The sequence below is a fragment of the Pseudomonas petrae genome (genome assembly GCF_021728295.1).
GTDB lineage: Bacteria > Pseudomonadota > Gammaproteobacteria > Pseudomonadales > Pseudomonadaceae > Aquipseudomonas > Aquipseudomonas petrae.
Window position 1 is genome coordinate 437,584 of record NZ_JAKJXE010000001.1, and the last position, 23,223, is coordinate 460,806.

Below are 23,223 nucleotides of genomic sequence, written 5' to 3' on the forward strand. Positions count from 1 at the left end.
ATGGGGCGGTCCGGGTTGAAGCGTTTGCCTTCAGTGACGGATCCGACTACACCGCGCTGCGACGGTAGCTGCGGTAGTTCGGCATCCAGAAGTTACGCTCGATGGCTTCGACGAGCATTTCTTCGGTGGTCTCCAGGGCCACGCCTTCAGCCTGAGCCTGCCTGGCGACGGCCAATGCGATCTTCTTGCTCACCTGTTGGATCTCCTTCAGCGGCGGCAGGACAGCGTCACCTTTGCCCGTCACCATCGGTGAGCATTCCGCCAGCGCATTGGAAGCCGCCATCAGCATTTTGTCGGTGATGCGCGTGGCTTTCGACGCCACAACACCCAGACCGATGCCCGGGAAGATGTAGGAGTTGTTGCACTGGGCGATGTGGAACGTACGATCGCCTACGGTGACCGGGGCAAAAGGACTGCCGGTCGCGACCAGCGCGTCGCCGTTGGTCCAGGTCAGAACTTCCTGCGGCGTGACTTCGACCTTGGAGGTCGGGTTGGACAACGGCATGACCAAGGGCTTGGCGCAGTGCTTGTGCATCTCGCGGATAACCTGCTCGGTGAAAAGACCACGCTGGCCGGACACGCCGATCAGCACAGTCGGCTTGCCATTGGCGACCACGTCCAGCAACTCGGGCGAACCCTCCCCGCTCGACCAGCCCGCCACATCGGCGGACTTCTGCGCGAGGTTCTTCTGGAAGTCCAGCAGGTTGTCCATGCTGTCTGTCAGCAGCCCGAAGCGGTCAACCATCATCACGCGTTTGCGCGCTTCGGCTTCGCTCAGGCCTTCGATGACCATGGCCGCGATGATGTGCTCGGCGATCCCGCAACCGGCCGATCCCGCGCCCAGAAACACCACCCGCTGCTGGCCCAGGGTTTCGTGCTTGGCCTTGCATGCCGCCAGCAAGGTGCCCACGGCAACCGAAGCCGTGCCCTGAATGTCGTCGTTGAAGCAGCACAACTCGTCGCGGTACTTCTCCAGCAACGGCATGGCGTTGGTCTGGGCGAAGTCTTCGAACTGCAACAGTACGTCCGGCCAGCGGCTCTGCACTGCTTCGATGAACAGCGCAATGAAGTCGTCGTATTCCTTGCCAGTGACGCGCTCGTGGCGCCAGCCCATGTACATCGGGTCGTCCAGCAGCTCTTTGTTGTTGGTCCCCACATCGAGCACGATCGGCAAGGTGTACGCCGGGCTGATGCCGCCGCATGCGGTGTAGAGCGACAGCTTGCCGATCGGTATGCCCATGCCGCCGATGCCCTGATCGCCCAGGCCCAGGATGCGCTCGCTGTCCGTCACCACGATGATTTTGATGCGATCTTTCGTCGCGCTGCGCAGGATATCGTCGATGCGATCGCGCTCGGGATAAGAGATGAACAGCCCGCGGTGGGTGCGGTAGATCTTCGAGAATTCCTGACACGCCTGACCCACGGTCGGGGTGTAGATGATCGGCAGCATCTCGTCGAGGTGCGAATCCAGCAGGCGGAAGAACAGGGTTTCGTTGTTGTCCTGAATCGAGCGCAGATAAATGTGTTTATCCAGATCGCTCGCGCATTGCTGGTACTGGTTGTAAACGCGGGTGACCTGCTCTTCGATGGTTTCGACATTCTGCGGCAACAGGCCGACCAAGTTGAAATCGATGCGCTCTTGCGGTGTGAACGCACTGCCCTTGTTGAGCAGCGGCATCTCCAGCAACGAAGGGCCGGCATAGGAAATATATAAAGGTCGCGAGGTCTTGGTCATTTGCAGTGATCGCCTTTTCTCTGTTTGCTCTATCAATACGACGTCGAAACGATGCCCCGGAGGTCGATGTACACGACGCTCAACGCAGGATCCGTCCGAAGAAATAGGGGGGTAAAAACAGGGTGCCTATCTTACTCGCCTGAAAACGATTGCGACATTTTGTCGCCCATCGATTGCGAAATGATGGCCTGAAGTCGTCGTACCAGTCAGGAAATGGCCCTGTATCAGGAACTGAAACGGCATGACGGGTCACAGTGAAAACGACGGTCACGCGGGTTGCCCGTTTTGAGCAATGGCATTTGGACCGTAGTCACCCTGGCTCAAGATAAGAAATGCCTTACACATTGAACTGGCGATGAGCCATTGCAGTCACATTGATATCAAACCGGAGATATTAATGTCAGGCCAGCGCACATTTCGCATCCACTACCGCTTTCTGGGCGAGCACCGAGTATTCCTCCAACCCGATTCAGCGCTGAACGAAGCCGATGCCTGGTACTACGCCTGCCTGCACGCGGGCGTCGGCGTACTGCACAATCTATCCAAGACCCGGGAAGAGCTGACGGCGCTGATCGCCCATGGCCGGCGGTATGGATTGACGGCGGTGCGTTGGGCGGAATGGGCCTGATTGCTTGTCCTCCAGGACGATCCGCCCGCTGCCTTTTTTTACTGAGGCGGTTGGCGTTATCCCGCTCGCTGAATCACATAGCTCGCCTCAAAGCCATGCACACACCCAATCACGTTGAAGCCTTTGAAATAGCCAGTCGCGCGAAGCAAATCGACCGCCGGGCCTACCTCCGGTGAGTGCTGAAAGTCCCCGTAGTCGTCGAACACGATAAACCCACCCGGTACGACGCTGGGCGAGTACAGCAGGAAATCAAGCAACACATTGCGCCCTGCGTGGCCGCCATCAATGTGCAACAGCGCCACCTTCGGCGACAGGTTGTAGAAGCGCTCGGCACACAACTCCGAATAGCCCCTCAGCACCAAGGCGTTCGAGAACAGGTTTTCCTGGTAATAGCTGAACTCTTCAAACTGATTGGGCAGCTCAAACGGGTCAATCCCGATAATGCGGCGCTCGCGGTTGCAGACTTCATTCATCAGCACCAGCGACTTGCCCTTCCAGACACCAATCTCGACCACATCACCTGGGATGCCTTCGACCAGAAGAGCCAAGTAACCCAGTAACCGCACATGATCGTGAAACGACAACTCCTTGCGCGGCATCGCTCGCTCAGCCGGCAATGTGCCCTGCGCCTGCTCGAAATGCTTGCCGATCAACGTCCAGATCTGAGCGATCGAGTCATTGAGTTCCGGGTTGCTGATGAAATCGTTGAGCTCTTGGATGGTGATCATGGCTTCTCTGACTGGCTGGAAGGATGGAGGGCTGAGGGATGGGGGATGGAGATCTCGTACTGCGAGTGGGCGTGAGATCGAGAGTATAGGGGGGGTGTGAAAAGTAAAGTGCCGGGTACGTTTGCGCGGTGCCTGAATCGCTCCGCGCTGACTTGACCTATCTTTAACCTAACCAGCCAAAGCGCTTGGTCAGGAAGTGTTTTCGTTTTCTCTCACGATGAGAATCGATTGAACCGAGTCTGTTTGCGAAAAATGCCCACTCTTCATAGCCGATTCCGCCTGATACCCCTCTTCTCGAACGAGCGCGATCACTTGCGCCGCTTTCAATGTAGTCCGCACCTCCAATCTTCCGGTCGCAGGGTCGATGTGGACATCGGCCTTGGAAGCTTCAGCATGAATAGCAGTGGTCAGACCGCGAATGCAGTGACCACAAGGCATGCCTTGAACGTTGAATGCTTGTACGGGATAAATCTTCTGATGGGTGGAGAACTCCTGGTGACACGACGCTCGAGGTTCCCTCTATGGGAAGGTCAGGAGGGATCGGTTTGATAGCGACGCCACTGAATCCCTTTGCCCTTCCCGTTAGCATCGGCATTACGCCTTTCGCTGAAAACATATCGACGTCTGGTAATACCCTCGGCCACTAACGTCCATCTGAAATAATCGAAACGTTTTAATGTGGCTGCCGTTCATGCCGCGCAATGATCGAAATAACAACCGGACGAAATGAGACCAGATACCTAAGCCCGTGCCGGGCAACAGGCTCAGACCGTGGCTATCGTTATTGGCAGACGGCACTTGTGTGGCATCACGGGCCTACGAAAGGAAGAGTGGTTGTTATCACGGATCACAGACAGGACTGGCAGATCATATTACGGCATATGTTTTGAAGCTCTCCAGAATACTCATGCCACGAACGCTTGACCTTGCCAAAGTGGCAAGGTTGATCCTTGCTGGAATGAATTTCCAGGAGTGCCCATGATGCACAATTCCAACACCTTCGATTTACCCATTTCCGGCATGACGTGCGCCAGCTGCGTAGGCCGCGTCGAGCGCGCCCTGCGCAAAGTACCCGGCGTAAGCGTAGCCACGGTTAATCTGGCAAACGAACGAGCACATATTGAGGTAATAGGTGACGTTGACCCAGCTTCGCTAGTTTCTGCCATCGACAAGGCGGGTTATAGCGCGAGCCTTGTTGAAGATCCCTCCGCCCAGCAAGCCGACCAGCTAAGGCGCCACGACACTGAACGCTGGCACCTTATTTTGGCCATTGTGCTGGCGCTGCCCTTGGTGTTGCCAATGCTGCTACAACCCTTCGGCGTGCATTGGATGCTACCTGCATGGCTGCAATTTCTTGTGGCTACGCCTGTGCAGTTTTTCCTCGGAGCCCGATTCTATGTTGCTGCATGGAAAGCAGTGCGGGCGGGTGCCGGTAACATGGATCTTCTGGTGGCGTTGGGTACGAGTGCCGGTTACGGACTAAGCGTCTATCAGTGGCTAACGGCAACACCCGGAACGATGCCGCATTTGTATTTCGAAGCATCGGCGGTGGTCATCGCTCTGGTGTTACTTGGCAAATACCTGGAGAGCAGCGCCAAGCGCCAGACCGCTAGCGCAATACGGGCTCTGGAAGCATTGCGTCCTGAGCGTGCTATTCAAGTTATCGACGGACAAGAATTCGATGTGGCTATCAGCGCGTTGCAGATCGGTGATCGGGTACTTGTGAAACCCGGCGAGCGCTTCCCTGTCGATGGCGAAGTTATTGAAGGTCAGAGCCACGCAGACGAAGCTCTGATCAGCGGAGAGAGCCTGCCGGTGCCTAAACAGCCGGGCGACAAAGTTACCGGAGGCGCAATCAATGGCGAGGGTGTTCTGCTAGTTAGTACTCAGGCGCTAGGGACAGAGACGGTACTCGCGCGCATCATTCGCCTTGTGGAGGATGCACAGTCTGCCAAAGCGCCTATTCAAAAACTTGTCGACAAGGTCAGCCAGGTGTTTGTCCCTGTAGTACTGCTAATCGCTGTTGCAACGCTCGTGGGCTGGCTTATGGCAGGCGCTTCGGTCGAAGCAGCACTGATTAACGCCGTTGCTGTGTTGGTCATTGCTTGTCCGTGCGCGTTGGGACTGGCGACACCGACGGCGATTATGGCCGGGACGGGAGTCGCTGCGCGCTACGGGATCCTGATCAAGGATGCCGAAGTGTTAGAACGCGCGCACGAGGTCACTGCTGTGGTCTTTGACAAAACAGGAACGCTTACGTCCGGCACGCCACGGATTGCTTACATGGCCGCCCTGGAGGGCGATGAGAACTCACTGCTTCAATTGGCAGGTGCGTTGCAACGGGGCAGCGAACATCCGTTGGCAAAAGCTGTGCTGGATGTCACTAGCGAGCGCGGGTTGAAGTTGGAAGACGTGCGCAACAGCCGTTCCCTGGCGGGACGTGGCATCGCAGGTACCGTAAAAGGTCGCGACCTGGCGCTTGGTAATCGTCGTATGCTTGAGGAAAGCGATCTAGCATCAGACGACCTTGCGGCTAGCGCTCACAATTGGGAAGCAGAGGGACGCACGCTGTCTTGGCTAATTGAGTTGCGCCCACAACCAAAAGTGATCGGTCTCTTCGCCTTTGGAGATACGCTCAAACCGGGTGCTGAGCAGGCCATAGAGCAGTTGAGTGCAAGACATATCAGTAGTCATCTGCTGACGGGGGACAATCGAGGGAGTGCCAGAATTGTCGCTGACGCACTGGGCATTGATGATGTGCACGCCGAGGTGTTGCCTGCTGATAAAGCAGCCACTGTTGTAACACTGAAAAAAACTGGCGTGGTTGCGATGGTGGGCGATGGCATTAATGATGCCCCTGCCCTCGCTGCGGCCGACATCGGGATCGCCATGGGTGGTGGGACCGACATTGCTATGCATGCCGCGGGTATTACCCTGATGCGCGGTGACCCGAGACTGATTCCCGCAGCGCTGGATATCAGTCGAAGGACCTACTCGAAAATTCGCCAAAACCTCTTTTGGGCCTTTGTATACAATCTCATCGGTATTCCACTCGCCGCTTTCGGGTTACTCAATCCAGTAATAGCAGGTGCGGCCATGGCACTCTCTAGCGTTAGTGTCGTGAGCAACGCGCTGCTGTTAAAGACTTGGAAACCGAAGTTCCTGGAGACTCGCGATGAACATCGGGCAAGCAGCAAAGAAGAGCGGCCTTAGCGCTAAAATGATTCGCTACTACGAGTCGATCGGGTTGCTCAAAGCGGCGACACGAACCGACAGCGGTTATCGGATCTACAGGTCCAGTGAGCTTCACACGCTTGCGTTCATTGAGCGCTCAAGGGACTTGGGGTTTTCGCTGGAAGAAGCCGGAAAGTTGCTGACCCTTTGGCAAGATCAAGGGCGTGCTAGCGCCGAAGTTAAAGCGCTCGCTCACAAACACATTCTGGAACTGGATCAGAAGATCACAGGGATGACAGGGATGACAGGTCTTCGGGATACGCCATGACGAGATGTCACGCTTCGTCATGCAACACCGGCCCTACCTGTTGAGGTTCAGCCATTGAAAATGAAGCCTGCACATGAACCAAATCGCTGACGGTAACTTTAAATCTGCAAGTTTCTGAAGAACCGCTAACGCCTAAAAAATATCGTAGATGCCTGAGGGTAACCTCACAATAGCTGGAAATGTTTTCATGATTCTGCATCCACTATCGTTAGCGCGCATGAGATCACGCACCCTCCATTGCGTAGTGTTTTGAGGTAAGCCAGATCTTGCGCATCATCCATCAATCGCTTCACTCGAAACATAGTTGTAACTTGCACATTTCAAGCCAAAAAACTGATACCGACGACGACCAGCATCACTGCGAACGACAATTTCAATTTTTTCGGAGAAAGTCTATGCGCAAGCTTCGCGCCGAATGGTGCGAATGACATGCTGGTAATTGCGATGCCGACCAATGCAGGCAGATAGATGAAACCCAAGCTGTGTTCGGGCAATAAAGGATCCTGCCAGCCGAGCATCATGAAACTGATCGTTCCGACGACCGCAGTTGGAAACCCGCAAGCTGCCGATGTTGCGACAGCCTGTTGGATCGTCAAGCCACGCCACGTCAGAAAAGGTACTGTCAGCGAACCCCCGCCTATGCCAAAAATAGCGGACGCCCAGCCAATAATTACTCCAGCCATGGCCAATCCGCTTTTCCCAGGTATGTCTCGGCTAACTTTGGGCTTGTAATCAAGGGCCATTTTGACAGCCATCACGATGGCAAATACCCCGATTATCTTTTGAAGGGTGGGACCCGCAATAAGACTTGCGGTCACTGAACCCATTACAGCCCCGACCAAAATGCCCACTGTCATCCAACCAAATATTAACCATCTCACAGCCCCTGCACGATGATGGGCCCGCACAGAAAGAATCGTTGTGAATATGATGGTGGCTAGAGAAGTACCGACCGCCAGATGGGTAAGCACCGCGCTGTCAAATCCCTGCAACGTGAAACTAAAAACGAGGACAGGGACAATGATGAGGCCGCCGCCGACGCCAAAAAGCCCTGCCAGCACGCCCGCGCACCCGCCGAGAGCCAGATAAAGCAAAAAGTCCATGAAATCCTCCGAACGCAAGCTAGTGATAGTTTTTTAAACTAAGGTCGCCGGGTTGATAACGTCACCGAGATATTTTTTCTCGGCCTCTTGGCGACCTGATGACTTGATGACTTGATGACCCTGAACTTAAGCCTCTTGAAGGCCTTTAGCAGTGCGTTGCATACCTACGACACCTGGCAAAGACTCAATGCTGCTGAGCCAAGAATTAACTCGTGCGTACCCCGTGAGTGCGACGTTGCCCTCAGGAGCGTGAGACAAATAAGTGTAGGCGGCGACATCAGCGATCATCGGCTTATCCCCGCGAGGTCAGACTGGAGAAAGTCCTCAACCCACCGCTAGCGGTTTGAGGAGGTCGAAATACCTTCTGATCATAAATCCAGCACCAACGGAGCATCGCCCTCGTTAGGGTGTGCGGGCACAGCACAGCAAATCAAAACTTCTCCTCCAGCCGGCATTTCTGCTGGAAGATTCGAGTAATGAACCTGCCCACTGACTAGTCGAGTGCGGCATGTCCCGCAGGATCCTCCCCGACAACTGAAGTCCGGGCTTAGCCCACGACTCTCCGCCAGCTCCAATAAACTTCCTCCTCCCGGCTCCCAACGCGCCTCTTTGGCGGAAGCTGAAAAAAGTACTCTGACGGGATTAGTCGCCGCAGGCACCTGCTCCACTGCTGGGGTCAAATGGTCTCGTTGACGGATTAGGGTCGAAGGGCCAAAGGTTTCTGCATGGATACGATCATCACCGATGCGCAAATCACGTAATCCATCGTACAAAGCTTGAGTAAACGCACCGGGACCACAAAGGTAAAAATCGTAATCGTCCAATGGCAGCAACGCTTTAAGTAGCTCCAGATCTACGCGACCGGCCAGCTCAAAATCTTTACCTTCCCGAGCATGCTTCTCCGGCTGACTTAGCAAACGCAGCGCGCGAACGTTGTCCTTGGCGCGAGTCGCTAATTCGTATAACTCGTCACGGAATCCCAGTTCTGCCAGGCTTCGTGCACTCTGAATGAACCACGTCGGCCTGGTTCTGCGGATGCGTTCACCTTGGTAGATTACCTCCCGGAGCATTGAGAGCATTGGTGTCACCCCAACACCCGCAGCAATCAGAACCAGCGGTCGATGTTCATCCGGCTGAATCGTGAAACGCCCCTGAGGTGCGCGAGCATCGATCACATCTCCAACTTGAATGCGGTCGTGGAGGTGAGAAGATATGACCCCATCGCGCTTTACGCTGATTCTAAAAAAACTGTCAGAGGGCGCACTCGACAAACTGTACGTTCTGACGACTGGGGTGTTGCCTTCAGCGGTGCAGACTCGCACTGGTAAATGCTGGCCAGCCTCAAAGCGAGGCAAGCCGGCACTGTCGGCTGGTTCAAGGTAGAAGGAGCGGATAGTGCTGCTCTCGTCGACTAGGCGAGTCACGCGGAACTGGCGCCATTCATTTCGCAAAGCGTCGGCCTGCAAACGACCCGCCGCTTGTTCCCAATTGCCAGTCATGAGGCTATTGGGTGAAAAACCGTCAAAGTGCCAACGCAACGAGAGAACTGCGGCACGCCTCACAACGCGGTCGACCGTCAACGTCCAGAGTCGTTCAGCCCCCTGAAATGCGGGGATCTCCGGCCCTTCAAGAATGACCGTGACATGGCCGACCACATGAAGCACATCGCCGGTTTGAAAATCAATGAATAGCAGGCCAGCCCGAGGGTTGAGTAGAAAATTGCCCAACGTGTTGAAGTGCAGATTGCCGGCGAAATCCGGAATTGTCAGGACATTACCTCTGACCTTAACGAAGCCAGGTTTTCCTCCCCGATGGGACACATCGACAGAGCGCTTGGAAGCGTCGCCGTCCCTGTCCAGGTAGCTAGCTACAAAAAAGGTATCCGATTGGGTAATGAACGCGCTCGCCGCTTCATCAAGGTCGGTGAGATGCTCTGGCTCGGAGCCAAGCGACGGGCGTCCTGGTCTAACCGGATCGACAGAACGGAGCTGAATATATTGCGGACAATTGCCAAACGCATGCTCAACGAAGACGGAAAAACCGTCGGCAGTCACTGCGCTTAAGTGGCCATTCATACGGTTGCGTCTTCGGGTTTTTAGATCTATTCCCAACAGGGCCACTCCCGCACCTGGGATAAGAGCTTCTCTTACCGGATCACCTTGCGCTGGCAACTGGTTGAGTTCTAGTACCCGGGGGGATGGAGAATGAATGAACCCAGGAGGCCCCTCGATTAAAGTAGCCCAGGGTGTACCGTGCTCATCCACGGCACCCAGCACCAGGTAAGGCAGCTGACTGTAGAACAAGCGGTGCTGATCGGGCATATGATCACGAACTACCCTGCGGCCAAACTCTTCCATTTGCTGCGCCACGCCAACGCTCTGCTGCAAATGGCGCTCACCTGCATGCCAAATTGATTCCTCTGGTTCATTTCTCTGATTCATGACCACCTCTACGTATCCGTAAATAGGTGCAATGGGCTCAAATGGAGCCGCGCGGCGATAGCATTCCTACCAAGGTAAACATAATTTAAGCTCACTAACGGCAGCTTTGTTGCGGGTCCATCCGCGATTCATGAGCCATGGAAACCACCCACGGGCGGAATCCGAAGCCGCCTACCAGGCTCTAGCAGGCGGGCGGCGAACCTTAACCAAGCGTGTATAGCTTCTTTCTGTCCTCATCGGTTTGATTGGAAGGGCGCATCTCCTCACCCTTCACATAAGCTCGAACTACGGCTGGACGTTCGCTGATTTTCCTCAGCCACGCCGCCACGTTTGGGTACTCGTCAAGCACCATTCCCTGTTTATCGTGTTGCAGCACCCAGGGAAAGATTGCCATGTCGGCGATGGAGTACTCCCCTGCTACATACGGGTGGTCAGCCAGCTGTTGCTCCAGCACCCCGTAAAGGCGCTGAGTTTCTTTGGTGAATCGCTCTATCGGAAGAGGCACCTGCTCCGGAGCATAATTCAGAAAATAAACGGTCTGCCCCAGTATTGGCCCTAAGTTCGCCGCTTGCCAAAAAAGCCACTGCGTGACGCCCGCCGCCCCCTTGTTATCAAGGGGGATAAATTGACCGTATCGCTGCGCAAGGTATAGAAGTATCGCGCCCGATTCGAATAGAGACACGTCCGCCTCACTATCGACCAGTGCAGGAATACGCTGATTCGGCGAGATTCGGGTAAACGCAAGACTGAATTGTTCTCCCTTGCTTATGTTCACCGGGTGCGCGATGTAAGGCTGGCCTGTCTCTTCTAGAAAGATAGCAACTTTCTGGCCATTGGGAGTAGGCCAGTAATAATAATCTACCGTACCGCATAACGTCGTCATCGGGAGCTCCTCATAAGCAAAGATAAGAAACTACAGTAGATACTCGTCAGCGCTCAAAACCGTCGCGTAACCAAATCTCAATGCGGCCATGAATGCGGCATGTACTAGCGCAGCGGGAACTTTTACGTTATTGAATTCAAGGTCATGAGTGGCACAGGCGTCGTGAATAACAATCGCTGAAAAGCCGAAATCTACCGAAGCGCGCGTCACAGCATCGATGCACATGTGGCTCATGTTGCCGACGACCACAACCTGATGAACACCATGCCGGTGCAGCAATTCACTCAGCTGCGTTTCACGATACGGGTTCATGAAGTGCTTAACAATTACAACTTCCTCGTCGATTGCGCGAACCTTGTCGTGTAGCTGTGCGCCGTGTGAATCCGGAACAAAGAAGGGTGCATTTGGAGCCAGAGTTTCGTGGCGGACATGAATGACGAGATCCCCTCGATCACGTGCTCCCTTAATCACCCTAGCGGCATTGTCTGCCGCAGAATCGACGGCATTGAGTTCCCATTTACCGCCCGAAAAATAGTCGTTCTGGATATCAACAACAATCAGTGCTGTGTGTGTCATATGGCTACCTAAAGATGAATGGGTGCAAGCTCTACAAGGTGGGAGAAGGCTGCGTTCTGGACCCACAGACATTAATTGCGACCGTCAGGCTGACTGCACCACTTAAACAGATCGGGCATATCGGAATGTTTTACCGCTATGCCCACCCTGCTCTGAGCATCAGTTCAGCAACAAGTCTCGGCCTCATCCAAGTCGTGGAGAATCAACAGGAAATGCAGCACTTAAATTTGCAGCACGGAACAATAAACCCACTGTTTGGATCCAACAGCCACAACCCATTGATTTAAAAGAGGTAACCTACTTGCCATTTCCTTTCCGTATCCGTCCTCAGTCGAACGTACTTTCACATTGCGCCCCTCGTCGCCGAGTCTTGGTCTACATTGGTGAAACTTGCTAACTGAACCGCACTACAGATCACGGGGCCAATGTCGGTGATGCTCAAATCGTGGAGCCCCGTGCATTTCTTTGCGGACAGGTTTAGACAAGTTAAGTACTAACGCGTCTGGCGCTTGGTCATAACAAATACTGCAATAATCATGATCCTGTCGCGCCGATAAATGTCCTCAAATTGGAGCAATCGTGATGAGCCTTACCCTCTATGGTTTTGACGGCAGCCCGTACGTGCGCACTGTGAAAATGCTTCTCAAAGAAAAGAATGCCGAGTTCGACCAGTTGCAGATTAATGTGATGAAGGGCGAGCCGCATCATCCTGACCACCTCGTACGCCACGCATTCGGAAAGGTGCCGGTCATCGAGCACGACGGATTTAGAGTGATAGAAACCAGCGCCATCATGGCCTACCTTGATGAGGTCCTTCCTGGCGTTTCGCTGACGCCCGACAACGCACGCGATCGCGCTCGTGCCAATATGGCCCAGGCGATATATGACTCATATGGGTACGGTTCGATGGCGTCAGTGTTTGGGTACTATCTGTTTCCCGACTTCATCGGCGGGCAAAATGACGAGTCAAGGCTCAAGGGCATTCAGGGCTCGAAGCTGGTGCTCACCGAAATTATGAAGCTCAAAGGAAGCGACCCCTACATTGCAGGGAAGTCCCTGTCAGTTGGTGACTTATACCTGGCGCCTGCCTGTGCATATTTGGCCATGACTCCAGACGCGGATGAGGTTTTTGCTGTAACCGGGTTCGAAACCTGGTGGGCGAGCATTCAGTCCCTTCCGAGCTTCAAGACCACTCCTCCGCAGTAGGGGAGCGATGTCCTGTAAACGGACCGTGTTTAACCCTCCGGTCACACCTGACGAGTGATCGGAGTAGACATCGCTGAGACGGGCGTTGGCATCAATCGACAAAAAAGGTGTGCCTACCAGAGTTGCGAATTTTGATGGTCCAGTGGACCTCGTACAGCGAGAAGCGCTCCCCAGTTCCAAGCATGTTTGAATTGAGGTCGTTACCTTTACGAGTGAGCTTTAGAGACGGTAAAGCAGCGGTCCCCCCTTTCAACCCGCGATTCGAGGAGCCGAAGGTGAGCAGCAGTCAAGACGTCACCATCGCAAGGCCCGCTGAGACTATTCAAGCCTACGGCGCCCCGACCGGCGCGTCTAAAGAAGGGGTCCTCAACAGGGTCTTTGAACGTACCGCGACTGGTCGCAGTTCAGGTCGGCCTAACCTGCGAATGCAAACTATCAATCGGTAAAAGCATCCCTGCGTATTCGATTTTCCATTGCGCAGTGATCTCAAGGTGAGGCCAAAGTGCCGACGCGACCGATCTCTGAGCGCGCACAACCATTACCGTCTATTTCTCCAATTTCACAAGCGGACTGCTTTTGTCCACAATATAGGTAGCCAATTCGGCACCCGTGGTGAGACCGACGTTGGTAGCGATATGCGGTGTACCCGCCGGAATATACAAAGAGTCACCTGGGTGAAGCGTAACAGGCGGCTGCCCTTCCAGCTGATATTCGAACGTGCCACTAATTACATAAGCGACTTCGACACCCGGATGGGAATGCTTTGGTGCTGCAACTCCTGCGTCGAAATCAACCCTGACTTGAATCACCTCAGGGTTTGAGACATTCAGATCTCTTTTCACCAAATCTGTCCGGTGTAAACCCGTTTGCCAGGTCTGAGATGACGCACCGGAGACTTCGGTACGCACCTTCGCGTCCAGACCGTATGACACGCCTGCAAACCCTAACAGGGCTAGCGCGATCACAATCGTCGGCTTGGTTTTGACATTTGAATAACGCATTTTTTGATCCTGCCATCGTCGTTGATTTCGAGTGTTTTGCAGCCCCCAAATTAAAAGGCTGATGTGTATCTGGCAGATTCCTTTCACATGCTTATTTGTACGCTTCTGTCACTTGACCACGCATTGATACGCTGAGATACAACACGTCGGCATAGTGCCAACGACTCGAATCCGACACCCCCTAAACGCCGGCACCTCAGGTGAACTAGGCATTTAAGGAATTTGCCAAATCAATCAACAATACCCTTTGACGAGAGGGTATTATTCCAGAAAACAACCTCACTCCTTTGAAGGGTGTAAGCAGTAGCAGAAATGCGGAAACGCGCTTATGCTGTTTATTCATATCCGAGCGCGAACTTGATGTTTTTCACTATTTGACGAAAAACCGCATTAGAATTAATCTCATTCAGAAAGTGTCCACTGGCGCCGGAGAAAGAGATGAAAGCACTAATAGAAGGCTTCATTAAGTTTCAAAAAGAGGTCTTTCCTCAACGAACAGATTTATTCAAATACCTCGCTACCACCCAGACCCCACAAACTCTATTTATCACCTGCTCCGACAGTAGGGTTATACCCGAAATGCTGACTCAGCAAGAGCCTGGAGAGTTGTTCGTCATTCGCAACGCTGGCAATATCGTGCCGTCGTACGGCCCCCAACCGGGCGGGGTGACTGCAACCGTCGAATATGCAGTCGCCGTCTTGGGAGTGACCGACATTGTTATTTGCGGCCATTCGGATTGTGGAGCAATGACAGCCGTGTCAAGCGGGAAGTCATTGAATCATCTTCCTGCTGTATCCGCATGGATGAGTTATGCGGAATCCGCGAAAGTCATAAACGCCAGTAGGGTTCATGCGTCAGACAAAGACCGCGTTTCATCCATGGTGCGAGAGAATGTCATTGCGCAACTGGCCAATTTGAAAACCCACCCGAGCGTAAGATTAGCGCTTGAGCAAAATAAACTAAATCTGCATGGATGGGTATACGACATAGAAACCGGATCGATAGATGCACTTAACGGTGCTGTCAATCAGTTCGTGTCGCTGGTGGAGTTCCCCGAAACCAAAGCATAGCCAGTAGAGGACACCATTTGCCATCTGTATTGTAAAGCTTGCGGCAGTCTGCATTGTTCTAAGACGCCTGATATCAATATACACTCGGAGCAACGATCATGGCTGAACCTAGCACCCGTCCTCCTCTCCCACCATTTGATCGTGAATCAGCGACGCTAAAAGTTCGGCTTGCCGAAGACGGTTGGAACAGTCGCGATGCTGAGAAAGTCAGCCTGGCTTATACCCCCGAAACTAAATGGCGTAATCGCGTTGATTTTGCGCAGAACCGGGCTGAAGCAGCAGCTTTCCTGACAAGAAAGTGGAACAAGGAACTTGAATATCGGCTCATTAAAGAGCTGTGGGCATTTACGGACAACAGGATTGCCGTGCGCTATGCCTACGAATGGCATGATGACTCGGGAAACTGGTACCGCTCGTACGGCAATGAGAATTGGGAGTTCGCGGAAGACGGGTTAATGGCGCACAGATTTGCCTGCATTAACGACATGCCCATCAAAGAGTCTGAGCGTAAATTTCGGTGGCCGTTGGGACGCCGCCCCGATGATCACCCTGGACTCAGCGAACTTGGTTTATAGGAAGCTGTGACCGCCCATGGCCTTTATAATGGGGGTCACGCGGCTAACTTGTGGCAAGAGGGAGACTGGTGGACCAGACCTTCGACAGCGGCTACGACGTTGCGGTTAAATCTATAGGTATGACCTGTAAGTTACATTGATTCTCGGTCTCGGACGAAGTGCAATGCTTGGGTTCTGATCGAAGCGAAGCAGGTTCATACCTCTCAGTCATCCAGCGGGAATGACCGTACCTGGGGCGTTACAAAGATATTCCCTGTAGGCGCTCCCTGACTTCCGCCCCCTGCATTGACCGCCCTATAAGGAGTTACGGGCCAGTCCGAATGCGCGACGCGGACCTTTCGTCTAAGACAGCTCTATTCAGAATCTATCAACTACCTGGCAATGCCGTGACGTCACAGGCTCACAGCGCTCCATTGGCGCAAGCGTGACTGTAGCGGATCCCAGATCAACCAATAACCGCGCAGAACGAAGTTTTGGGTGAACATTGATGAACCCGCTTAGTCATCACCTGACTCTGTATGAATACCTCGATAGCCGGCTTTGGCAATGTTGATGCCTGGTGTCGCTCAAAACTCACCGTCAGTTCCCCCTACCCCTTCGGTATTAGCTATCTGAACAGATCCATAGGCTGGGCCAATACGCAGGATTGCTTATCGGTCTTGGACGCTATCGAGAGATCGGCAGATGATTGCTTCACACCAGCAACATCAACCAGCAACACCATCCACACCAACCCGATAGGAAAAACACCATGACACAGTCTCACGCTTACAACGACACCAGCCTGGCCCTGACCGCCCAGATCCTCGACGCCAAGCAGCGCAAGAACCTGTCCTTCCAGGACCTGACTGACGGCACCGGTCTTGGCTTGGCCTACGTCACCGCTGCCCTGCTCGGTCAACAGCCACTGCCCGCAAACGCCGCCAAAGTCATCGGTGAAAAGCTGGACCTGGACGCTGACTCCGTCGCCCGCCTGCAAATCATCCCGCTGCGCGGCAGCCTGGCCGGCGTCCCGACCGATCCGACCATCTACCGTTTCTACGAGATGATCCAGATCTACGGCACCACTCTGAAAGCCCTGGTTCATGAACAATTCGGCGACGGCATCATCAGCGCAATCAACTTCAAGCTCGACATGAAGAAAGTTGAAGACCCTGAAGGCGGCCACCGCGCAGTAATTACCCTCGATGGCAAGTTCCTCCCACTGCGTCCTTTCTAAGGTTGCAACCGGAACGGTAATTCGGCCCGCAACAACTGCGGGCCTGCTTCACCCACCTTATATGCGTTTTTAACGAATCACCACATTTAACTGGAGGATCTCCCCATGAAAAATTTTCTGTTTCTCGCCTTGGCCCTGATGACGTCCGTGTCGGTTTATGCGCAGGAAGTTACTCCAACTCCGGACGTGGTGCATTACAACTACGGCATGCACCTGGATATCGCGCACGTTGTGAACGTTACTCCAGCTGCCAATGTCTGCGCGCCCACCCCGGTGCAGATGACGTACAAGGATTCGAGCGGTGCAATCCACGTGCTGGAATACGACGTACTCGGCGGCGGTTGCACTAACTAATAGCCACTCACCTTCAATCACTATTTGCAGGAGCACCTCATGAAAGCACTCATTGATGGTTTCTTAAAATTTCAGAAAGACGCCTTTCCCCAGCGCTCTGACTTGTTCAAGCACCTGGCTACAACGCAACACCCCGGTACGCTGTTCATCACGTGTTCTGACAGCCGCGTCGTGCCGGAACTGTTGACCCAGCAAGAACCCGGCGAGCTGTTTGTGATCCGCAACGCGGGCAACATCGTGCCCTCCTACAGCCCCCACCCGGGCGGCGTTTCGGCAACGGTCGAGTACGCCGTCGCCGTGCTGGGCGTCACCGACATCGTCATCTGCGGACACTCCGACTGCGGTGCCATGACTGCCGTGGCCAAGTGCACCTGCATGAATCACCTGCCCGCTGTTGCTGGATGGTTGGAACACGCCGAGTCGGCGAAGGTCATCAACGAATCTCGGCCTCATGCCAGCGAAGCGGCAAAAGTCAGCGCAATGGTGCGCGAGAACGTGATCGCCCAGCTGGCGAACATCCAGACCCACCCCAGCGTGCGCCTGGCTCAAGACAAAGGCTTGCTGAATCTGCACGGCTGGGTTTACGACATCGAGACCGGTTCGATCGACGCCCTGGACTCCGATAATCGCACCTTCAAGTCGCTGGCCAAGCATCCGACCACCTGCGCTGTTCATGCTCGCCACGGTAAAGCAGCAGCTTAAGACAACTGTTATTTAAAGAGTAAACACCGTGCAAGAAATTACGATGTATACCACGAGCACCTGTCCCTACTGTCGTGCTGCACGGGAGCTGTTCAGGAGCAAAAACATCCGATTTATAGAAATCGATGTGCAGTCCACTGAACGGCGAACAGAGATGATCAATCGAAGCGGCCGTCGCACCGTTCCCCAAATTTATTTCGGGGACCAGCATATCGGTGGATACGATGATTTGGCTCAGATTGAAAGTAACGGCGAACTATTCGAAAAGCTCGCTCCTCTTTGAAAAACTGATTTTCACAGATTATCAATCTTCGAAACAGAGACATTAATCATGACAACTACTCCAACTTTAGTCCGGAAGGTGCTGGAAGGCATCAGTCAGCTCGATGATGTCGGCATTCACTTACTACGTGTCGGGGTAGCCATTATCTTTATCTGGATTGGGGCTCTCAAGTTTTTCCCCTACGAGGCAGATAGTATTACCCCCTTTGTGGCTAACAGCCCTGTCATGTCGTTTTTTTATAAAAGCCCCGGCGAATATAAAGAGCACCTCACGCATGAGGGACAGCTGGACCCTGTAAAACGTGAATGGCAGACGCAGAACCATACCTACTCATTTTCGGACGGGCTCGGTACTGTAGAAATTTTGATCGGCCTAATGGTCCTTTCCTATGTATTTTCGCGCCGCTTAGGCATGGTCGGATCCATATTGGCTTTCCTGACGCCCCTGGTCACGCTGTCATTCTTGATCACAACGCCAGAGGCATGGGTCTCGAATATTGGAGATGCCCAGTTTGGCGTGCCGTTTCTGTCCGGAGGCGGACGGCTCGTCCTTAAAGATGTGCTCATGCTAGCTGGGGCGGTGGTGATGATGGCTGATTCCGCCCGGCAGCTGCTGCAACGAGACCAAGCCACCCTCCCTTATGAAAAGGAGCCTGTTTAACCAACCAACCGTCTCCCGTGGCGATGAACTCATGCAGGCAGCAACCACCCCTGGCCCCTACGCTCGGTATCTGAGCAGTCGATGCGTAGCGATGCCCACGCCCACGGCCGGACGGGGAATTCTTAAGCCTCGACGGGATTGTTTCACTTAGCGCAATTGAGTCGTAACGGCTTTGCTCATTCTACAAACGTTCCGCTAGGTTGAGACTTGATCGCAGAGATTAAGAACTGCACCGCGTCTTGCAGTCTTGTTAATTTATTAAGGATTCCGAGATGTTCGACACTACTTTTTGTTGCGACGATCGTGGCACCTCCGAGCCAATTGTCAGCATGAGTGAGTATGAAAGCGGGTTTCTGCTACCCCAAATGATGGGGGCTCAGTACATAGAAAATCACAGGACCGCTCCAGCGCTCGACGTTCATAAGGAATTTAGAAGTGTCTGGCACACAGCATCAATCACATCGGTCCTGCAAGCGGTGAAGCTGATCGTTTCATTTAAACCCGTTTAGTGGTCCCCAGACTGCCACACTTTTTATTAGAGAAATTAAATGACTTACGACTTTGATTTGTTCGTTATTGGCGCAGGCTCAGGCGGCGTACGTGCGGCACGGTTCGCAGCTGGTTTCGGTGCCAAAGTCGCCGTTGCGGAAAGCCGCTACCTGGGCGGCACCTGCGTAAACGTTGGGTGTGTTCCAAAAAAACTGCTCGTTTACGGCGCCCACTTCGCTGAAGATTTCGAACAGGCGCAAGGATTTGGGTGGACCGCCAGCAAACCACAATTCGACTGGGAGACATTGATTGCCAACAAAAACCGTGAGATCGAAAGGCTCAACGGCCTCTACCGCAAGTTGCTGATTAGCAGTGGCGTCTCCCTGTTCGAAGGTCACGCGCGGCTTACCGATGCTCATCATGTGGCCATCAATGGCCAGTGCTTTAGCGCCGAGCGAATTTTGATTGCCACCGGCGGCTGGCCACAGATTCCGGATATTCCGGGACGTGAGCACGCGATAACTTCCAATGAAGCCTTTTTCCTAAAGCAGTTGCCCAAACGAGTGTTGGTCGTGGGAGGCGGTTATATCGCCGTTGAGTTCGCCGGTATTTTCAACGGCTTGGGCGCCGACACACGACTGCTGTATCGCGGTGAAATGTTCCTGCGAGGTTTCGATCAATCGGTGCGCACGCACCTGGCCGAAGAACTGACGAAGCGCGGTCTTCACTTGGACTTCAATACCGACATCGAGCTGATCGTCAAACAGCCAGACGGCAGCCTGCTCGCGACACTCAAAGATGGTCGCCAACTGGAAACCGACAGTATTTTCTACGCCACCGGCCGCCGCCCAATGCTCGACAATCTGGGGCTGGAAAACACCCTCGTCGAACTCAATGAAGCAGGCTACATTTCAGTCAACGAGGGATTTGAAACACGCGAACCGTCCATCCTGGCACTGGGCGATGTGATTGGCGGTGTTCAGCTGACGCCGGTTGCAACGGCAGAAGGCATGGCGGTCGCGCGTCGTCTGTTCAAACCCGAACAGTATCGCCCCGTGGACTATCGGCATATTCCGACAGCCGTTTTCAGCCAGCCAAGCATCGGCACCGTAGGGCTGACCGAAGAGCAGGCGGTGGCGGAAGGACATAAGGTGGTAGTTTACGAAAGCCGTTTCCGGCCGATGAAACTGACCCTCACCGAATCGTCCGAAAAGACCTTGATGAAGCTGGTCGTGGACGCTGAAAGCGATAGGGTGCTGGGGGCACATATGGTGGGTCCCGACGCTGGAGACATCATTCAGGGCTTGGCAATCGCTCTGAAGGCCGGCGCCACCAAGCGCCTGTTCGACGAGACAATTGGTGTACATCCGACCTCTGCGGAAGAGTTCGTGACCTTGCGTACGCCGGTGAGAAGATAACTAATCGATGACGGTGAGGGGTGGTTCCTTAAGATTTTCCGGCCGCTTTTTCCATGGTGAAACTGCCTCACGTCTCTGGCGCTCGAACATCTGGTCGCTGGCACACCCATCCCATTTGCTGGCAATCGGGTCACGCTGGTCAGCCCCGATCTGGCGGCGCGCTTTGAACCAGGTGACCACTTGCTTGTGAATCCGGTGACAGGGACTTATTACTGATACCGGTGACTGATCAACTGGCAGCTGCCGTTTCCACCAAACGCAACGAGTCAGTGAAACGATAGTGATGCGATGCCCGGGCCAGTTCTGCCGGCCTGGGCATAAGTCGATACTGAACGGGCGTCACTGACGGTCCAGAAACGTGCATGTCAGACTAGCAACCTCGTCCAGTCTTGTGTCCATCACAAAATGGCCACCGTCGAGGATGTCGATCTCTGCGTCTGGCAAATCCCTCCTAAAGGCTTGAGCCCCTTCGACCGTGAACGCCAAGTCATGCTTTCCCCAAATCACCAGAGTAGGAAGACGATGTTCGCGCAGCCACTTCTGCCACGCAGGGTAGGCGTCCAGGTTTGTTCGATAGTCGTAAATCAGAGCCATCTGGATTGGCCCTTCGCCTGGACGATTGAGAAACGCAACTTCGTCCTGCCATAGATCCGGATTGTAGGCGCCTACATCCGGATCACTTCCGATATGGCGCTGGCGCGTTACCTCCATAGACAGATGCGCAGCCTGTAACCTGGCTTCGTAGGCATTACGATCAGCCCAGTAGGCTTTGCGAGTCTCCCACACCTTTCCAAGGCCGTCGGCGTACACATTTCCATTTTGGAAAACCATCGCGGTTACTGCACCAGGCCTTGCTATCGCGAGACGCATACCCACTGGGGCACCGTAGTCTTGCATAAACAGGACGTAGCGCTTTAAGCCAACAACATCAGTGAAGTGTCCGATGAGCGTTGCGTAATGATCGAACGTGTAAACAAACTGCTCGGGCGTAGGAGCGTCGCTATTTCCGAAGCCTGGGTAGTCAGGTGCAATCATGTGAAAACGGTCGCCCAGACGTCGCATCAGGCCATCGTACATTCTGGATGAGCTAGGGACCCCGTGCAGTAACAAGATGGCTGGAGCATTGACGTCGCCAATCTCTCGATAAGCAATATTTACTCCATCAACTATCACTTGGTGATAGGACATTCTTGGTGGTTCGGCTCGGGCAGTACCGAGAGCTAACATCAGCGGGAGCATGGATAACACGAAAAACTTGGAAAGCGTCATTGTCACCACTCCAAATGGTTGCACGAAAGCTGAGCGTCTGGATGTACTGAAGCGCAGGCGCGCCTAAACGAAGTGTCGACCCCTTGGGTGATGTCAGGAATGACTAATCGTAACAATGCGCTGTTTCATTTCGCAGAATAATCCGAGCGTCGCGCGTGAGCTCCAGCGCAGCGAGGGCTGCCTCGGATCGTGCTCCTGACGCGGTCTTAGGTCGATGTCGCCGTCGCTGTCGCCGTCGCTGTCGATGTCGCTGTCGCTGTCGCTGTCGCTGTCGCCGTCGCCGTCGCCGTCGCCGTCGTATAAATCGGAAGCAGTGACTACGCTCAAGTCCGATATACACTCAATCGACCTGCCCTATTCCCTTTGGTGATTACCCATGCTGCTACGACACCTGCGCTATCTGCTGGCCGTCGCCGACAATGGAGGCTTCACGCGCGCGGCCGAAGTGCTTCACGTATCCCAACCGACGCTTTCGCAACAGATTCGGCAATTAGAAGACATGCTGGGTGTGGCCCTTTTTGACCGTACATCTCGTACCGTTAAGCCGACCGATGCAGGCATGGCGTATATCGAGTGCGCGCGGCGGGTTCTTGTGGAGCTGGCGGCGGGCAAGCGCGCGCTTCACGATGTAAAAGACCTGTCGCGAGGCACCTTGCGCTTAGCGATGACACCGACCTTCATGGCGTATTTGGTCGGGCCGCTTGTTCGGGACTATTCCGCACGGTTTCCGAACATTCATTTACAGATCTTCGAGCTGTCGATGGGCGACATTGAGATCGGATTGGCGGATGACTCACTTGATATCGCAATCGCCTTTGATAAGGTGAGGAACGCCGACATCGAGTCTATTCCAGCATTTGTTGAAACATTGGGGCTGATGGTGGGCCGGGACCATCCGTTGCACGACTGCGACATCCCTTTGACCCGTGCGCAAGTAGCGCAGCTGGACTTTGCATTATTGACACCGGATTTCGCCACTAGAATCAGTATTGACGAGTTTTTTTCTCAAACAGGCATAACTCCCAAGGTCGTGGTTGAGGTGAATTCAGTAAATACGTTACTCGAAGTGGTCCGGCACACCCCGATTGCAACCATTCTGCCGGAGCCGATTGCAACCCAGGACCGCGCGTTAACGACACTCGCAATTGAGAACCAAGCCCCGCAACGCGGAGCGTCGGTGCTAAGACGCAAAAATAATTACCATAGCGCTGCCTCAGTGGCCTTTATGGACTTAGCGTTGGGAATCAGACACTAGCTAGTCAGGACCGAACATCACCTCCGCACTCCCCGTGGGTAGGCGTACGCTTCTGACTGATCAGGATTGTTTCGCTGGAAGCAATGCTGGATTGTGAAAATTGGCGATTCCGGTACCTACGAGAT

Annotated in this window: 22 protein-coding genes and 3 pseudogenes; 14 read left to right on the plus strand and 11 right to left on the minus strand. The window is 54.0% G+C overall.

Features of this window, described 5'->3' with window-relative positions:
- Window positions 1-46 precede the first annotated feature (46 nt).
- Window positions 47-1,735 carry an NAD-dependent malic enzyme gene (locus tag L4G42_RS01835; protein ID WP_237254030.1) on the minus strand — a complete coding sequence of 563 codons (1,689 nt, stop codon included), beginning with the start codon at window positions 1,733-1,735 and terminating at the stop codon, window positions 47-49.
- A gap of 397 nt (window positions 1,736-2,132) precedes the next feature.
- Here L4G42_RS01835 and L4G42_RS01840 point away from each other — a divergent pair, with 397 nt between their 5' ends.
- Window positions 2,133-2,363, plus strand: a complete 231-nt coding sequence (locus L4G42_RS01840; protein WP_237254029.1) for a DUF6555 family protein — start codon at window positions 2,133-2,135, stop codon at window positions 2,361-2,363.
- Window positions 2,364-2,419: 56 nt separating this feature from the next.
- Here L4G42_RS01840 and L4G42_RS01845 read toward each other — a convergent pair whose 3' ends face one another.
- A complete protein-coding gene (locus L4G42_RS01845; protein ID WP_237254028.1) occupies window positions 2,420-3,091 on the minus strand; it encodes a class I SAM-dependent methyltransferase in 672 nt (223 codons plus the stop codon).
- A gap of 189 nt (window positions 3,092-3,280) precedes the next feature.
- Window positions 3,281-3,562, minus strand: a complete 282-nt coding sequence (locus L4G42_RS01850) for a heavy-metal-associated domain-containing protein (RefSeq protein ID WP_336885875.1) — start codon at window positions 3,560-3,562, stop codon at window positions 3,281-3,283.
- 510 nt (window positions 3,563-4,072) lie between these two features.
- On the opposite strand from L4G42_RS01850, the gene L4G42_RS01855 reads away from it, so the two are divergent.
- Window positions 4,073-6,304, plus strand: a complete 2,232-nt coding sequence (locus L4G42_RS01855; RefSeq protein ID WP_237260544.1) for a heavy metal translocating P-type ATPase — start codon at window positions 4,073-4,075, stop codon at window positions 6,302-6,304.
- A pseudogene (locus tag L4G42_RS01860) lies at window positions 6,267-6,587 on the plus strand (MerR family DNA-binding transcriptional regulator); the annotation flags it as partial. The gene L4G42_RS01855 and the pseudogene L4G42_RS01860, both read left to right, overlap by 38 nt.
- A gap of 326 nt (window positions 6,588-6,913) precedes the next feature.
- On the opposite strand, the gene L4G42_RS01865 reads toward L4G42_RS01860, so the two are convergent.
- The 5 genes and pseudogenes from L4G42_RS01865 to L4G42_RS01885 form a co-directional block, all read right to left on the minus strand.
- A complete protein-coding gene (locus tag L4G42_RS01865) occupies window positions 6,914-7,696 on the minus strand; it encodes a sulfite exporter TauE/SafE family protein (protein ID WP_237253686.1) in 783 nt (260 codons plus the stop codon).
- 126 nt (window positions 7,697-7,822) lie between these two features.
- A pseudogene (locus L4G42_RS01870) lies at window positions 7,823-7,996 on the minus strand (glutathione S-transferase family protein); the annotation flags it as partial.
- Window positions 7,997-8,064: 68 nt separating this feature from the next.
- The gene (locus L4G42_RS01875) at window positions 8,065-10,137 is read right to left on the minus strand and encodes a 2Fe-2S iron-sulfur cluster-binding protein (protein ID WP_237253687.1); all 2,073 of its coding nucleotides are present in this window, start codon (window positions 10,135-10,137) and stop codon (window positions 8,065-8,067) included.
- 202 nt (window positions 10,138-10,339) lie between these two features.
- Window positions 10,340-11,020 carry a glutathione S-transferase N-terminal domain-containing protein gene (locus tag L4G42_RS01880; protein ID WP_237253688.1) on the minus strand — a complete coding sequence of 227 codons (681 nt, stop codon included), beginning with the start codon at window positions 11,018-11,020 and terminating at the stop codon, window positions 10,340-10,342.
- Between the two features lie 30 nt (window positions 11,021-11,050).
- Window positions 11,051-11,596, minus strand: a complete 546-nt coding sequence (locus L4G42_RS01885; RefSeq protein WP_237253689.1) for an isochorismatase family protein — start codon at window positions 11,594-11,596, stop codon at window positions 11,051-11,053.
- 582 nt (window positions 11,597-12,178) lie between these two features.
- Between L4G42_RS01885 and L4G42_RS01890 the strand changes: the two genes are divergently transcribed.
- The gene (locus L4G42_RS01890; RefSeq protein WP_237253690.1) at window positions 12,179-12,802 is read left to right on the plus strand and encodes a glutathione S-transferase family protein; all 624 of its coding nucleotides are present in this window, start codon (window positions 12,179-12,181) and stop codon (window positions 12,800-12,802) included.
- Window positions 12,803-13,347: 545 nt separating this feature from the next.
- On the opposite strand, the gene L4G42_RS01895 is transcribed toward L4G42_RS01890, so the two are convergent.
- Window positions 13,348-13,803 carry a cupin domain-containing protein gene (locus L4G42_RS01895; protein WP_237253691.1) on the minus strand — a complete coding sequence of 152 codons (456 nt, stop codon included), beginning with the start codon at window positions 13,801-13,803 and terminating at the stop codon, window positions 13,348-13,350.
- A gap of 438 nt (window positions 13,804-14,241) precedes the next feature.
- Here L4G42_RS01895 and L4G42_RS01900 point away from each other — a divergent pair, with 438 nt between their 5' ends.
- The 9 genes and pseudogenes from L4G42_RS01900 to L4G42_RS01940 form a co-directional block, all read left to right on the plus strand.
- The gene (locus L4G42_RS01900; protein ID WP_237253692.1) at window positions 14,242-14,874 is read left to right on the plus strand and encodes a carbonic anhydrase; all 633 of its coding nucleotides are present in this window, start codon (window positions 14,242-14,244) and stop codon (window positions 14,872-14,874) included.
- Window positions 14,875-14,972: 98 nt separating this feature from the next.
- Window positions 14,973-15,449, plus strand: coding sequence for a nuclear transport factor 2 family protein (locus L4G42_RS01905; RefSeq protein ID WP_237253693.1), 477 nt, complete (start codon window positions 14,973-14,975; stop codon window positions 15,447-15,449).
- 751 nt (window positions 15,450-16,200) lie between these two features.
- A complete protein-coding gene (gene cynS / locus L4G42_RS01910) occupies window positions 16,201-16,668 on the plus strand; it encodes a cyanase (protein ID WP_237253694.1) in 468 nt (155 codons plus the stop codon).
- Window positions 16,669-16,773: 105 nt separating this feature from the next.
- Window positions 16,774-17,022 carry a DUF2790 domain-containing protein gene (locus L4G42_RS01915; RefSeq protein WP_237253695.1) on the plus strand — a complete coding sequence of 83 codons (249 nt, stop codon included), beginning with the start codon at window positions 16,774-16,776 and terminating at the stop codon, window positions 17,020-17,022.
- Window positions 17,023-17,061: 39 nt separating this feature from the next.
- The gene (locus L4G42_RS01920) at window positions 17,062-17,724 is read left to right on the plus strand and encodes a carbonic anhydrase (protein ID WP_237253696.1); all 663 of its coding nucleotides are present in this window, start codon (window positions 17,062-17,064) and stop codon (window positions 17,722-17,724) included.
- Window positions 17,725-17,767: 43 nt separating this feature from the next.
- Window positions 17,768-18,007: a glutaredoxin 3 gene (gene grxC / locus L4G42_RS01925; RefSeq protein WP_272903815.1), complete on the plus strand. Its 240-nt coding sequence runs from the start codon at window positions 17,768-17,770 to the stop codon at window positions 18,005-18,007.
- A 48-nt stretch (window positions 18,008-18,055) separates the two neighbouring features.
- A complete protein-coding gene (gene rclC / locus L4G42_RS01930; RefSeq protein WP_237259138.1) occupies window positions 18,056-18,667 on the plus strand; it encodes a reactive chlorine resistance membrane protein RclC in 612 nt (203 codons plus the stop codon).
- Window positions 18,668-19,215: 548 nt separating this feature from the next.
- Entirely contained in the window at window positions 19,216-20,574 is a 1,359-nt protein-coding gene (gene gorA, locus L4G42_RS01935) for a glutathione-disulfide reductase (RefSeq protein ID WP_237253699.1), read from the plus strand.
- 75 nt (window positions 20,575-20,649) lie between these two features.
- Window positions 20,650-20,843: pseudogene (locus tag L4G42_RS01940) on the plus strand (aldehyde dehydrogenase family protein); the annotation flags it as partial.
- Window positions 20,844-20,913: 70 nt separating this feature from the next.
- Here the strand turns inward: L4G42_RS01940 and L4G42_RS01945 are convergent.
- Together L4G42_RS01945 and L4G42_RS01950 are read right to left on the minus strand one after the other, a co-directional pair.
- Entirely contained in the window at window positions 20,914-21,843 is a 930-nt protein-coding gene (locus L4G42_RS01945; RefSeq protein WP_237253700.1) for an alpha/beta fold hydrolase, read from the minus strand.
- 93 nt (window positions 21,844-21,936) lie between these two features.
- A complete protein-coding gene (locus tag L4G42_RS01950; RefSeq protein ID WP_237260469.1) occupies window positions 21,937-22,170 on the minus strand; it encodes a hypothetical protein in 234 nt (77 codons plus the stop codon).
- Between the two features lie 49 nt (window positions 22,171-22,219).
- On the opposite strand from L4G42_RS01950, the gene cynR reads away from it, so the two are divergent.
- Window positions 22,220-23,098, plus strand: a complete 879-nt coding sequence (gene cynR, locus L4G42_RS01955) for a transcriptional regulator CynR (protein ID WP_237253702.1) — start codon at window positions 22,220-22,222, stop codon at window positions 23,096-23,098.
- The last annotated feature ends 125 nt before the right edge of the window (window positions 23,099-23,223 follow it).